The organism is Paenibacillus sp. 01T442 (assembly GCF_056398345.1).
This window is the reverse complement of the sequence record NZ_JBFTPF010000017.1, coordinates 93,318-107,814: the sequence shown is the minus strand read 5'-3', so window position 1 is coordinate 107,814 and position 14,497 is coordinate 93,318. Positions and strand designations below refer to the sequence as shown.

10 protein-coding genes and 1 pseudogene are annotated in these 14,497 nt (G+C 47.0%); 9 read left to right on the top strand and 2 right to left on the bottom strand.

Features of this window, described 5'->3' with window-relative positions:
* Positions 1-16: 16 nt before the first annotated feature.
* Positions 17-127 (bottom strand): YjcZ family sporulation protein, encoded by a 111-nt coding sequence (locus AC1DLM_RS16320; RefSeq protein ID WP_171628410.1) that lies wholly within the window; start codon positions 125-127, stop codon positions 17-19.
* A gap of 955 nt (positions 128-1,082) precedes the next feature.
* Between AC1DLM_RS16320 and AC1DLM_RS16315 the strand changes: the two genes are divergently transcribed.
* Entirely contained in the window at positions 1,083-2,348 is a 1,266-nt protein-coding gene (locus AC1DLM_RS16315) for an erythromycin esterase family protein (RefSeq protein ID WP_477570583.1), read from the top strand.
* 102 nt (positions 2,349-2,450) lie between these two features.
* Here AC1DLM_RS16315 and AC1DLM_RS16310 read toward each other — a convergent pair whose 3' ends face one another.
* Complete coding sequence (locus tag AC1DLM_RS16310; RefSeq protein ID WP_441987481.1) at positions 2,451-2,630, bottom strand: VOC family protein; 180 nt, start codon at positions 2,628-2,630, stop codon at positions 2,451-2,453.
* Between AC1DLM_RS16310 and AC1DLM_RS16305 the strand changes: the two are divergent.
* From AC1DLM_RS16305 to AC1DLM_RS16270, 8 genes and pseudogenes are all read left to right on the top strand, one after another.
* Positions 2,619-2,855, top strand: a pseudogene (locus tag AC1DLM_RS16305) (helix-turn-helix domain-containing protein); the annotation flags it as partial. The gene AC1DLM_RS16310 and the pseudogene AC1DLM_RS16305 sit on opposite strands and share 12 nt — an antisense overlap.
* Positions 2,856-3,064: 209 nt before the next feature.
* A complete protein-coding gene (locus AC1DLM_RS16300; RefSeq protein WP_477570582.1) occupies positions 3,065-4,888 on the top strand; it encodes a sensor histidine kinase in 1,824 nt (607 codons plus the stop codon).
* Complete coding sequence (locus AC1DLM_RS16295; protein ID WP_477570581.1) at positions 4,881-6,401, top strand: response regulator; 1,521 nt, start codon at positions 4,881-4,883, stop codon at positions 6,399-6,401. The genes AC1DLM_RS16300 and AC1DLM_RS16295 overlap by 8 nt, the downstream gene beginning before the upstream one ends.
* A gap of 172 nt (positions 6,402-6,573) precedes the next feature.
* Positions 6,574-8,052, top strand: a complete 1,479-nt coding sequence (locus AC1DLM_RS16290) for an ABC transporter substrate-binding protein (RefSeq protein WP_477570580.1) — start codon at positions 6,574-6,576, stop codon at positions 8,050-8,052.
* Positions 8,053-8,127: 75 nt separating this feature from the next.
* Positions 8,128-9,066, top strand: a complete 939-nt coding sequence (locus AC1DLM_RS16285) for an ABC transporter permease (protein WP_028553304.1) — start codon at positions 8,128-8,130, stop codon at positions 9,064-9,066.
* A 29-nt stretch (positions 9,067-9,095) separates the two neighbouring features.
* Entirely contained in the window at positions 9,096-10,016 is a 921-nt protein-coding gene (locus AC1DLM_RS16280) for a carbohydrate ABC transporter permease (protein ID WP_441987380.1), read from the top strand.
* A 45-nt stretch (positions 10,017-10,061) separates the two neighbouring features.
* On the top strand, positions 10,062-11,381 hold the full coding sequence (locus AC1DLM_RS16275) for a glycoside hydrolase family 125 protein (RefSeq protein ID WP_477570579.1): 1,320 nt from the start codon (positions 10,062-10,064) through the stop codon (positions 11,379-11,381).
* Positions 11,378-14,497, top strand: coding sequence for a beta-galactosidase (locus tag AC1DLM_RS16270; RefSeq protein ID WP_477570578.1), 3,120 nt, complete (start codon positions 11,378-11,380; stop codon positions 14,495-14,497). The genes AC1DLM_RS16275 and AC1DLM_RS16270 overlap by 4 nt, the downstream gene beginning before the upstream one ends.

The following is a 14,497-nucleotide window of genomic DNA, read 5'->3' as shown; positions in this document are numbered from 1 at the left end:
GTGTAGGATTAAGGAATTACCATACAAAAGCTGACGTGATGATAACCAAAAGAATAAAAAGAACCAAAATAGCTGCTGCGCTTGAACCGTGACCTGCACAACTTCCACCATAACCTACTGCTCCCATGTTTACTCATTCCTCTCTGGTGATTTTTCACTACGGTATAAAATATGTTCGTTTTATAGTCATTGATTGGACGCACGAACCAATTTGTGTGTAGGAATTTCCGCCAACTGAGAATTTCACACAAAAAAACGGTCTTATCGCGAAGTAGATGCGAATACAGACCGTTTTTTTCGTTTTATAAATGAGGGTGACGATTAAGTTGACTGTGCTGGGTGGCAATATCAATATATGGTCAAGTGGATGGTTCCGCACTAGGTTGATACCCATATTTCGTGATTACTTACCTTCTAACCTGTCGTGAAATCTACAACGTCATCCACTTTTTTCTCTTATTTATCGTGTTTTAACAAATTCGATCGATAACGAGCAAAAAAAGCCGGATGTGATTATAGACGGTAACTCCAAAACTGGCTACGATAAACGTAACGACCTCATCGGCATTTGGGAGGAGCACATGCCAATGAAGGCAGCAGCGAAATCAAAATACTTCCATAAGATGATCATCTTCTCGATCTTCCTCATTTCATTCCCCATCGTCCTTATAGAGCAACTTGGATTAAATTGTGCTAATCGTAATTATTCTCAAATCGTATTTTGTGCACTGAGTGTAAACAATTTCAAATGTTTGATATCGCTTTCACTTTGCTAAAAATTTCATAGTTAGCCTGCAAAGCAAGTTGTCCGCGAATGCGTTGGACGATTTCGTGCACCAGGTCAAGGCGCAAAGCGGTAAGCATTTGACAAGCCAGGCGGCGCAATATTTACTGCGTGATGCCAACTATTTGTTATCCCGACCATAAGGTTGAATAGAGTATAGCGTCATTCGGAGCCGGCACAAGGCAGCGTATTGATAATTTTTGGAAAAAAAGCGCTTCCCGTGAAGTGCTTTTTTCTTCGTATTTTTGTGCATACTACGAAAGAAAACTCATTATGAATAGGAGTAACTCAAGTGAACATGGATGAACTCATCGTGGAACAGATCAAGAAACAGGCTGTGCCTTTGAACAGTACAGATGATTTAGATGTATTAATCGAAGCGATTGGCGATAAAAAGTATGTTTTACTTGGTGAGGCCACGCATGGTACTTCCGAATTTTATAAGCTTCGCATGGAGTTGAGCCGTAAATTGATTGAGACGAAGGGATTTTCTTTTATAGCAGTTGAAGGGGATTGGCCTTCCTGCTATGAGGTTAACCGGTATGTCAAGCAGTACAAGGATGCGAAGCCAAACGCCCGTGCTGTTATGGAAGGGTTCAATCGCTGGCCAACATGGATGTGGGCAAATGAAGAAGTTGKGGAATTAATGGATTGGTTAAAAAAGCATAATGAAGACAAATCGATGGCGCAGCGCGTCGGTTTTTATGGACTTGACGTTTATAGTTTATGGGAGTCATTGGAAGAAATCGAACGCTACTTGCACGAAAAAGGCACACCTGAGCAGTTAGCTTTAGCCCGTAAAGCCTTTGAGTGCTTCGATTCCTATGATAAAGAGGGGCAAAACTACGGAGTTTCTGCGGCTTTCTACGGCGAGAGCTGTAAGGACGATGTCGTGAAGTTGCTGAAGGAGCTTCACGTGAAACGAGTGCGGTACGACGAAGACAGCGAAGCCGCCCTTAGTGCAGAAATAAACGCGCTTGTTGCCGTAAATGCGGAGGATTATTACAGCACCATGGTCAAGCATGACGCGGAATCGTGGAACGTCCGCGACCGACACATGGTCGAGGCACTGCGCCGCCTCGCCATCCATCACGGCTCAGACGCCAAAGTTATCGTCTGGGAGCATAACACGCACATTGGCGATGCGCGTGCAACCGATATGCTGAACGACGACATGATCAACGTCGGCCAGCTTGTGCGCGAAGCGCACGGCGAAGCCGATGTGTGTGCCATCGGCTTCGGCACTTACCGCGGCACCGTCATTGCCGCGAAATCTTGGGGCGCGCCGATGGCGACGATGCAAGTGCCCGCTGCACAGCAGGGCAGCTGGGAAGAGCTCATGCATCGCGCTGGCGCATATGATCAGATCCTCCTGCTAAGCAAGGAGGATCCGTTACTCGGGCACGAGGTGCTGGGGCACCGTGCCATCGGTGTCGTGTACCGCCCCACTGCTGAGCGAGGGAACTACGTTCCCTCTGTGATGGCTCGGCGGTACGACGCCTTCGTGCATGTGGACGAAAGCCATGCGCTTCGTCCGTTAACTATAGAAAAAGTGCTTGTGTGAACACAAGCACTTTTTCTTATACACTGGTAACCTTAAGTAGGTGACCGGCGTTTTCATAATTTAGCGTTTCGGCATTGTGCTCTCATCCATGAACAGCAGGTTTCAGTGGCGACCGTCCAGGTCGGCAAATCCTGCGCCGTACATCCAGCCGTCAATTTCACTCGGCTTGCCAAAGATGCTTCCTCCGGCAAACTCTACTTTTTGAATAAAGGTATCTACTTCTTTTCTGCTTTCAGCGCCAATGGAAAATATTACTTCTGAGCTTTGGACTATATCCGGCATGTTTTCTGTAAGGAAGTAGGCATGCTTTTTGACGAATACCTTGCCCAGTACCGGGTACGGATTGCGAAAAAGTGGTTGACGGAGACGAGCATGAAGATTTCGGACATTGCCGAAAAACTTCAATACAATAATTCACAGAACTTTATCCGGTATTTCCGGAAGATGGAGGGTATGACTCCGGGGCAGTATCGCAACTCGGTAGACATTAGCGCAGCGGATCAGTAACTGATCTAGCTGCGTTTTTTTGTCTTTTCGCTTCCCTTACAGAGCTGTCATGGAATATGAAGCAGACGCTCAGGATTGTTGCTTGGGCAGTCACTTAACGGATATAACCGTCTCGACTTTTAGGTTTCTGTGCGAGTGGGCCTGAAATTCATCCCTTCGAGATTTTTATGCTATAATGTACCCGATTAACAGCAGGAGATGATAACTGGATGGTGCTGCGCAAGATATATCGGAATTATTTGCAAAATAATTTGTTTATGAGGCTGCTGCTCCTCTTTTCGATGATTACGGTTCTAACGATTATTTCGTTTTCTTATTTTATGTACTACTCGATGTCTCATGCGGCGATCAATCGAGAGTTGGATATCCAGAAGAAAGCGCTGACGAACGTTAACAATTATTTGGGTGGAAAATATGATTCAGCCCAGTCCATCCTGTTTGGCCTCTATCGGGATAGCTCGCTGGCTTCGGGTGTATCTTTTATGCTCCAGCACCCTTTTCAAGAATATGTCCAGCACGGTTTGGAGCAGTATAATTTAGGCGGCAACAGCATGTGGAGCGATGGGCTGCAATATTTTAAAAATCAGGTGGAAGACAACAAAGATATCCGTAATTTGCTGCTATACAGCGAGGATCAGCAGACGTTATATGTGCTGGGGCAAAATGGGCAGATGAAAATCGTTCCCACCAATCGCGCTCGCTCTTATATCCCGGATGTGATGGCTCTCGAAAGCAAGAGTGTGGAACTGCCAAATATTTGGGTGCGTGAAGCGATCGGTCAATGGGATTCCAACCTTTACGCGATTCGAACGCCAATCACGGACAAGTTAACGCTGAAGACAATTGGCCAGCAGGTCGTTTATTTTAGTACGGATGGGATTTGGAAGATTTTGCAGAACGATAAGGATGAGCTGAAAGGGATGATTCTTGTATTGGCACCGGACGGCGGTGTGCTGTTCGATTCTTCGAATCAATACGTTGGGAAGATCTATCCACATATGGATCAAATCAATGCGTTGTATGAGAATAGTGGTTCCAACCAAGGCGACTATGTGACGAAGCTTACGCAAAGCAAGGGGAATTTCAGCACGGTCAGCATCATCCCCCGCAAAGAGTTGGATGCTTCCTCGAAGAAAATCGGCAGTATGATTTTCCTCATCAGTGCGATATGTATCTTTTTCGCCATCCTGATTCCGTTCCTAGTCGTGATGAGTGTCGCCAAGCGGACCAATCAGATCATCCGATTCACGCGAAAGGTGAAGCAAGGCGATCTTAGTGTACGGATACCCGATGTGCGGGAGGATGAGATCGGGCAAATATCACGGAGCTTTAACGAGATGATTGAGGAATTGAACATCTATATTGATCGGGTGTATAAGGCGAACATTAAGCAAAAACAGACGGAACTTACGGCGCTGCAAGCTAGAGTCAATCCTCATTTCCTCTACAACACGCTGGAAGTGATTCGGATGCGGGCAATCTCGCAAGGCGCACATGACGTTGGGGAAATGATCTACAGCTTATCGGCGCTGTTCCGAAGTTTTGTCCAACAGAAGAAAATCTATACACTCAAACATGAGTTGGAAGCCTGTCGTCTGTATTTGGAACTATTTCAAATTCGATATAAGGATAAATTTACGTATGCCATGGATTGGGATCGACGGCTCGGGTCTGTGCGCGTGATGAAAATGTCGCTGCAACCGATCATTGAGAATTATATTGTGCATGGCTTGCGAAGCGAAAGCTCGGATAATGAGCTTCACATCCGAGTGAAGCAGGTAGAGGCGTTTCTACATGTGCAGATTGAAGACAACGGCAACGGGATTTCACCCCAGCGGCTCAATGAATTGGCGTTATTTCTGCAAGATGAGGAATTGGAAGGGGAGTCTTTTGGGTTGCGAAGCATCAATCAACGGCTTAAACTGCTGTATGGCAGTGAATACGGCTTGAAATTACATAGCCAACCAGGCCAAGGAACGACCATTGATATCTGGTTGCCGATGGACGGTGGAACGGAGGTGGACGATGTTTAGGGTCTTTCTTGCGGACGATGAACCTTTCATTATCGAAGGGTTATATGACATTATTGATTGGGCGGAAGTTGGTTTGGAAATTGTGGGGCATGCCAGCAATGGACAGAAGGCTTTAGACGCTTTGCAGGAAATATCCGTCGATATTTTGGTGACAGACATTTCCATGCCGATTATGAATGGGCTGGATTTGATTCGGCACGCGAGAGTGGTTCACCCGGAATTGAAAGTGATCGTGCTCAGTGGATTCGATGAGTTTGCTTATTTGAAAGAGGGCATGCAGCTAGGGATCGAAAATTACTTGCTCAAGCCCATTAACATCCAAGAACTCAAGTCGTCCCTGCAAAATACCGTTGAGAAGCTGAATACCATGAACGAGACACAGTTGGTTCAGGCATACAGCAAGCAAATTTTGAAGGACAACACGCTGCATCGTTGGTTGACGCAACAGATTGCKCCGCTGGAGTTCTATGAGCGTGCAGAACTTCTAGGCATCAACTTAGCAAGCGCCTATATGGTCGCGGCCGTTCTGCGAATGCCTATTGATGCAGATAAGGGCTTGGAATTTATCACTAGCCGGCTGGATGTCTACGAATGGGTAACCGTTTTCCGCGATCTGGACGGAGATATCTTGCTGCTTGCGTCCATGGATCACATGGAAGAGGGCAAAAAAGAACTGATAGCACTGCTTCATCAGCTTCATACCGCGTTTCAAGACCAATCGGTTCGCATCTCGATAGGGACCGTCGGTCACCTGCCGGATGGCGTCGCGCTAAGCTATGAAGCCGCCAAAAAAGCACAGGAGTATTTCTGGATTTATCCTGAACTGCCAATTATTGATTATCAGGAGCTGGCTATGAATCAAGACAATCCCAAGGTGGATTTCTCGATCATTGATTGGCCGGCCTATGCGAAGCTTATTATTGCCAAAGATATAGAAAATCTGCGTGCATGCATTCATAGCGACTTCAAGCGAATTCAAGCCTTGCCGGGAATTACGCCACACGATTTTCAGAATATCGCCTTTGAGATGGTCATTCATTTCAAGTTGGAAATCAAAGCAATCCGCCATACCGAAGAACTAGAGGTGTATCATCTTGCCTTTGATCAGATTCGCGAGGCGGTCGCGCTGGAAGAACTGGAAGCTGCCATCCTGGAGATTGCCGAGACGACAGTTGGCTTTTTGATTTCGGACGTTCGAAGTCCGATTGTGCAGCAGGTGTTGAAATATGTGCAGCAGTCCTATGCGGAGGAGCTCTCACTCAAAATGCTTGGCGCTCACTACCACATCCATCCTGTTTACTTAGGGCAATTGTTTCAGAAAGAAATCAATGAGACATTCACGGAGTATATGAACCGTTTCCGGGTTGAGAAGGCGAAAGAACTGCTCAAGACAACGCATGCGAAGGTTCATCAGATTGCCAAAGAGGTAGGTTACTCCGAATTGGGTTACTTTTATAAACAATTCAAAAAATATGTCGGTATTTCGCCAACGGATTATCGTGGACTGCTCTAGGGAAACTTAGAAGCAGTCTTTTTTTTGCGAAAATGATTTGATAGCGTTTTTTTCTTTATTTTAGACAGGGTTCATTTAGTTTATCGTCTATTTGTAATTGCTTTCATGCAGTACTGTAAATATAGCCCCTACGGGCGTAGAAAACGAGTATTCACTTGGGAGGACTCAAAAAATGAGAAAAATGAAAAAAAACTTGGTCACTACACTAGGATTAACGTTAGCTRTATCCTTGACGCTTAGCGCTTGTGGCAGCAAAGATGCCGATGATGCGAAAGGGAATGCGGCAGCGAATAAACCCGTTGAATTAATTTGGTATACAATCGGAACGCCACAGAAAGATGTGGAGCGCGTTATGGCTGAAGTCAGCAAGTACACTGCGGAGAAAATCGGTGTTACGGTGAAGATGAATATGACGGATTKGGGTGATTATGCTCAAAAAATGCAAGTAATGACCGCTTCCGGCACACCTATGGATATTATGTTCACGTCTTCATGGGCATTTGATTATGTGCAAAATGCGCGTAAAGGCGCATTCAAGCCAATTGACGAGCTGCTGCAAAAAAATGGACAAGGCATAGTCAAAGCATTGGACCCTGCTTTCCTTAACGGCTCCAAAGTTGATGGACATAATTACGGTGTTCCAGCTAATAAAGAGCTGCCAGCACAAGACGTATGGCGCTTCAACAAAAACCTGGCTGATAAATATAACCTCAGTCTAGATAACGTGAAATCGCTGGAAAGCCTAGAGCCGCTTCTTTCAGTAATTAAAGCCAAAGAGCCGAACACTTACGGATTGGCTGTTGATAAAAACTACATGCCTTATGTGCCATATGACTACATCATTGAGAAAATGCCAATGGCTGTTAGCGTAGACAATAAAGATTTGAAAGTCGTTAACATTCTAGATACACCGGAAATGAAACAAGCATTGAAAACAATGAATAAATATTACAAAGCCGGCTACATTCCAACGGAAGCGTCCACGCTGACATCATTGAATGATGTACAAGTGACGGGCAAGTGGTTCTCCGATAAAGCGACCAATCAACCTTTCGCGGACAACCTTTGGTCAGCAAGCTATGGATACCCCGTTGTATCCAAACCAGCAAGCCCAGCTTTAATTTATAACTGGTCCGTTATGGGCTCCATGCAAGCGATCTCGGCCAACTCCAAATATCCGGAAAAAGCGATGGAATTCCTGAACCTACTCAACACGGATCCTGTACTTCGCAACATGGTCGATTCCGGTATTGAAGGCGAGCACTACAAAAAAGTCGGCAACGACACAATGGAAAACTTACCGGCATCCAAAAACTATGATATGCCTACATTCTCCCTTGGTAATGTGTTGTTGACATACAGAGATGTCAAAGACCCTGAGAACAAATGGGAAGAATTCAAGAAATTTAACGATACAGGCGTACCTGCGCCGCTGCTTGGCTTTAACTTCGATCCTACCAAAGTAATCAACGAAATCGCCGCTGTACAGAACGTGAAAGAAGAGTTCTGGGCAACACTTATGACGGGTACCGTTGATCCAGATAAATACATTCCGCTTGCTAACGAGAAATTCAAAGCAGCCGGACTGGATAAAATTATGGCGGAAGCACAAAGTCAAATTGACGCGTGGAAAGCAGCTAACAAAAAATAGAGGCAAGTTTAAAGATGAGGTGAATGTTCTGCATTCACCTGATCTTTGTCTAAATATCAGCGAAGGGGTGATTGTATGAACAGAATAGGAACTTTTTTCAAGGATGTTAAACAAAGCAGAGTGCTGCTGCTCATGGCATTACCAGCAACACTTTGGTTCCTGTTCTTCTCTTATTTACCGATGGCAGGCATGGTTATTGCTTTCAAGCAGTACCGTTACAGCCGTGATGGTTTTTGGGCAAGTATTGTGGAGAGCAAGTGGGTTGGCTTACAGAACTTCAAATTCCTTTTTAGTACGAACGATGCTTATATCATTACGCGCAACACCTTACTATACAATATTGTGTTTATAATTGCAGGTCTGGTGCTGTCCGTTGGACTCGCCATTGTGTTATCTGAAATTACGAATAAAAAGCTTGCTAAGCTTTATCAAACAGGTATGTTCATGCCCTATTTCTTATCTTGGGTCATCGTTGGCTATTTCGTATTCAGTTTCCTAAGTGTGGATAAAGGAATGCTTAATCATATACTTCCCTGGTTTGGCGTGGATCCGATTCGTTGGTACAACGACAAGACGTATTGGCCGCTTATCATTATTCTCGTTTACCTCTGGAAATCAGTCGGCTACAGCTCTGTTGTGTATTTGGCGGCGATCATGGGAATCGATAAATCGCTTTATGAAGCAGCCATGATTGACGGCGCGAGCAAATGGCAGCAAATCCGCAACATTACCTTCCCGATGTTAAAACCATTAATGACGATTCTGACGCTGCTGGCGATCGGACGAATTTTTTATGCAGACTTTGGCTTGTTCCTGCAAGTGCCTAGAGACTCCGGGACGTTATACTCCGTAACCAATGTTATCGATACGTACGTATACCGCGGCCTTAAATCTACGGGAGAGATCGGGATGAGTACAGCGGCTGGTTTGTATCAGTCCGTGATCGGCTTCATTCTCGTGATGACTTCGAACTATGTCGTTAGAAAATTTGATAAAGACAATGCACTCTTTTAACTGAGGATTGAGGAAAGGAGGAACTGATAATGAATGCTGTCAAAGCGATGAAAAAACAAGACTTTCATAAATTGCCGCCACTTTTGAATGTGTTCGCTCATGTGGCCGCGGGTCTTTTTACCATTGCCTGTGTGTTCCCGTTTCTGTTTGTGACGATTATTTCGTTCACCGATGAGAAATCTCTGAATACGAATGGATATCGCATCATCCCGGAGAAATGGAGCCTGGAAGCTTACCGTTATCTCTTCAAAGCAGGCGATCAATTGCTGATGTCCTATGGGGTCACCATCCTTGTGACGGTCGTAGGTACGCTAGTCAGCTTGATTCTGACCGCTACGTTCGCGTACGCGATTTCCCGAAAAAGCTTTAAATTCCGTAATTTCTTCGGTTTTTTCGCCTTTTTTACGATGCTCTTCAACGGTGGACTTGTGCCGACTTATATTGTCATGACGCAATTGCTCGGGCTCAAGGACTCCCTGTGGGCTTTGGTTCTGCCATTAGCGGGCAACGCCTTCTATATCATGATTATGCGTACTTTCTTTAGTACATCTGTACCGGATGCGATAATTGAATCGGGCAAAATGGATGGAGCCGGCGAATTCGGCATCTTCGTCAAGCTCGTGCTGCCGCTGTCCCTGCCAGGGCTCGCGACGATCGGGTTATTCAGTACCTTGGGGTACTGGAATGATTGGTTCAATGCGCTTCTGTACATCGACACGCCGAGCTTGGTGCCGCTGCAATCGATGCTGATGCGGATTGAGAATAGCATGCAGTTCCTGCTTCAGAACACGAGCAACCCGTCGGTTGGCATTGGCTTGCTGCAATCGCTGCCGCAGGATACGTCGCGGATGGCTATGGTTGTGCTTGCGACTGGACCGATTATATTCGCATATCCGTTCTTCCAGCGTTACTTCATTCAAGGCTTGACGATCGGTGCTGTAAAAGAGTAGTGCCMTAACCAACTTCGTAGATTATAGAAATGTGGAGGATTCACCGTGGAACAATTCAGACTGCCCAAAATTCCGATGCCCAAGCTAGAACTGCCACAAGCCATTCAAGATGTCTTGTTGGAAGCCGAAGAAAAGCTGGCGCATCGTCCTAAACTCCTGCAATTATTTAAAAATTGTTTTCCGAATACATTAGAAACAACAACCAAGTTGATGCCAGATGGCACCACGTTTGTAATCACGGGAGATATTCCGGCGTCCTGGCTGCGTGATTCTGTCGAACAGGTCATGCATTACGTGCCTTTTGCCAAAGAAGATAGGGATCTTCAACGCATCATTAGCGGTTTAATTAAACGTCATATTCAGTATATTCATATTGATCCGTATGCGAATGCGTTTAATGAGTCGGCCAATGATTGGCATTGGAACAAAGCAGACCAAACAGAGATGTCGCCATGGGTATGGGAGCGTAAATTTGAGCTCGATTCCTTGTGTTTCTCGATGCGTCTGGCCTATGCGTATTGGAAGGAAACCGAATTGACGGATATCTTTGATGCTGGCTTTAAAGCAGCGATGGTTAAGATCTATGAGTTGTTCCAAACCGAGCAGCATCATTTTGAAAAGTCGCCTTACCGCTTTACCCGCAATAACGGGATACCAACCGATTCCCTCCGCAATCATGGCTTGGGCATGCCTGTGAATTATACGGGGATGGTGTGGTCAGGCTTCCGTTCCAGTGACGATGCGTGTGACTTTCATTACAACATTCCAGCGAATATGTTCGCGGTAGTCGCCCTTCGCCATATGCAAGAATTCGCGGAATGGGTATTCCGGGACATGGATTTCCTCGCACAACTCAAAGCGCTCGAAGCGGACATTGACCATGGCATTCAATTGTACGGGATTTATCGTCATCCGACATTTGGTCCTATTTATGCGTATGAAACAGACGGCTTCGGCAATTACTGCCTGATGGATGATGCCGGGACGCCGGGTCTTATGTCGATTCCTTACTTGGGCTATGTGACCGCGGACGATCCTATATATCAAAACACAAGACGCTTTGCGCTTAGCAAAGAGAACCCGTTCTATTTTGAAGGCAAGGTGGCTCGAGGCATCGGCAGTCCGCATACGCCGGACGACTACATTTGGCATATGGCTCTGTCCATGCAAGGCATTACGGCATCGACGGCGGAAGAGAAGCTAGAGATGATCGCGATGCTGGAAGCGACAGATGCGGAAACGGGATTCATGCATGAAGGTTTTCATGTCGATGACCCAACCATTTTCACGCGTAAATGGTTTGCATGGTCGAACAGTCTGTTCTCTCAATTGGTTTATCAAGCGATGAAGGATGGTCTTCTATGAGTCGTCCGGTCTTGATATTCCATGAACCCGGATTCCCGAGCAGTTCGTTTAGCGATGTGCAAATCGAGCAATTAACGGCGCAAGGGGCGGTTGTAGTAGGTGCCCATGCACTTGCAGAGGCATTAAGATCAGCAGTTGGCGGATGTTTCGTCAATTTGCATGCGCCGTATTTTCCGAAAGCGGCGTGGCCTGAGATTCTGGCGTTCTTGCAGCGCGGCGGCGGCCTGCTGAGTGTGGGAGGCGCAGCCTTCAAGCGTCCTGTCCGCTGGGAAGATGAGAATTGGCATGTGGAATCTGAGCAGACGGGCTACCACCAGCAGCTGCATATTCATGAAATTCTGCGAGTTGAAGGAACGCCAATCCGTTCCAATATCGCGTTAGAAACGTTACCGCTGCTGCAAGGGCAAGAATCTTTATTCGCGCTTGCGGATACTTGGAATATGGTGCCGCATACGACGCGAGACAGTGATTTGCCTCATCAGATGGGTGCGGCAGGTACGATGAGCACGCAGATTTATCCGCTGCTGAAAAGCATCGGAAAGACAGGCCGCGAAGTAGCGGCTCCTGTCGTCCTATGGGAGAATTCGCGCGGTGCGTTTATCGGTTCGCGTTGGATGTTCGTCAATGTGCCGCTGAGTCCCTCGTTTTGGAGCGAAGGCGGCGCGAAGAAATTGGTCCAATGGGCGAGATTCTGTGCCAGCGGTGTGACCGAGCTGTGGGTTAAGCCGAATTATGCCARCTATGAACCTGGCGAGCACGCGATGCTGACGATTCAGACGCAACGAATCGGGGATAAAGATGCCGCTAAGACGTGGACACTGGATTTTCGAGTCGAGGATGAAAAAGGTACACAAGAAGCTTGGACGCATCGTCTAATCGTTCAAGTCAACAAAGAATTTAATGTGGTGCGCATTCCGGTACCTATGGATATACAGCGTGGCTTGTATCGCGTAACGTGCAAAGCAGTCTCAGAGGACGGCGAGCTCCGCTTGCTTCGTCAAGGATTCTGGGGGCACGATGCTGGGCTCCTCGCAGATGGTCAGCCCATCACTTGCGGACGCGATTATTTCATCAAGGATGGTCGTCCATTACCCGTAGTTGGCATGACGTACATGACGTCGGATGTTGCTCGAAAGTTCTTATTCCTGCCGAATAGCGATGTCTGGGATCAGGATATGGCCCAAATGGCCAAAGCAGGCATTAACTGGATTCGTACGGGCATTTGGACAGCCTACCGCAATATCATGCAGGTGGATGGCCATGCTTCGGAAGAAGTATTGAGAGCCATCGATGCCTTCCTACTGACGGCCAAAAAACATCAACTGCAGGTGACGTTTACCTTCTTCTCCTTCACACCTGAAACTTGGGAAGGGGTTAATCCCTATCTCGATCCGCAAAGTGTGGAAGCTCAAAAGCGGTTTATCCGCTCCATTGTTTCCCGACATCAGGCGACGACCCATGTGGATTGGGACCTGATCAACGAGCCGTCGATGTTCGATCCAGCTCAGATTTTCTCGGATGGACCTCGTTCCAGTCGAGATAAGTATGAGAAAGAAGCTTTCATTGCGTGGCTCAAGCAGCGTCATGAGAGCATCGAACTGCTGCAAGAACGCTGGAATATGACGCCTATGCAGCTTCCGAATTATGAAGCGGCTGTCATTCCGGAGGCGGCTGACATCAATTTCGATGTGCAGGACATGCACCGGGCGAAAAAGGGGACACGCTGGCTGGATTACTGCTTATTCTCGATGGAGATGCACAACCAGTGGGCCAAACAGCTCTATGACACAATCAAAGAAATCGTACCTGGGCATCTCGTTGTGGTAGGCCAGGATGAAGCGCTTGGCGCGCAGCGGCCTTCACCGCTTTTCTACGAAGAAGCGGTAGATTACACAACTGTCCATTCGTGGTGGTTGAACGATAACCTCGTTTGGGATGGCATCTTTGCCAAAACTGCCAATAAACCGAATGTGATTCAAGAGACCGGTATTATGTATGTAGAGACCCCAGATGGACGTGCTAAACGTTCGGAGATCGAGCTGCGCAGCATGTTGGAGCGCAAATATGCTTACGCCTTTGCAACCGGAGGCGCAGGAGCTATTCATTGGATTTGGAACACCAATTTCTATATGGATAACGCGAACGAGTCGCACATCGGAGCGCTTCGTGCCGATGGCACGGAGAAACCGGAAGCGGATGTATCGTATGAATTCGGCCGCTTCATGGCCGAGATCAGAGATTTATTCGAGGAGCGGGAGCTGGAAGATATTGTGGCTGTATTCCCTTATTCGAATGATTTTTCCAATCGGAAACTGGCGTTCGATGCAACGACATCAATGACTCGTGTGCTGTCATACGAGATGAAGCTGCCGTTCCGCGCGGCTTCGGAATATCATTTGGAGGCGCTGGAGCAGCAACCGGCGAAGCTGATTTTACTCCCAAGCGCGCATAATCTGGATGAACAAGCATGGAATAAGCTTATCGATATTGTGAAGCGCACGGGTGCGACATTATTGGCTACAGGTCCAATCAGTCTGGACGCGTATTGGAAGCAAAAGCCGAGGCTCATTGAAGAGCTGGGTGAAGCAGAACTTCACAATGTACGCCGTGAAGAAATGCTTGAGCTGGAAGGCACTTCGCTTCAGGTCTCCTATAGTCGGCGCCGAATTGCTGAAACGTTGAAAGAAGTACGGCGTGGAGGTTTGGGAGCGAAGAAAGGCGCTGCTGGGGATCGTGTTGTCGATCTTCCTTTAGGCAATGGCCGATTGATTTGGAGTCCGCTGCCAGTGGAAGTAAACGACCGGATGGACACGGTAGCGGCACTTTACCGATATGCAGTGAATGCTGCAGGTTGCAACAACAGCAGCGGATTGCAGTGGCTTCAAGGCGATATTGCGGGGATTTACGGAAGGAAGCTGCGTTTCCAGGACGGTTTCTTGTATGTATTTGTCTCCGAATTTGCCTGGGATGTGAATGTTAAAGTTCGGGATACCGATAGTGAGACGACATATGCTTTCACACTGGAGAAAGAGCGTTCCGTGCTCTTTGCCGCAGATAGACAAGGGCAAGTGATTTCCATTTACCGCCCAGATGAAGTCCATATTGAAAGGAGCTAA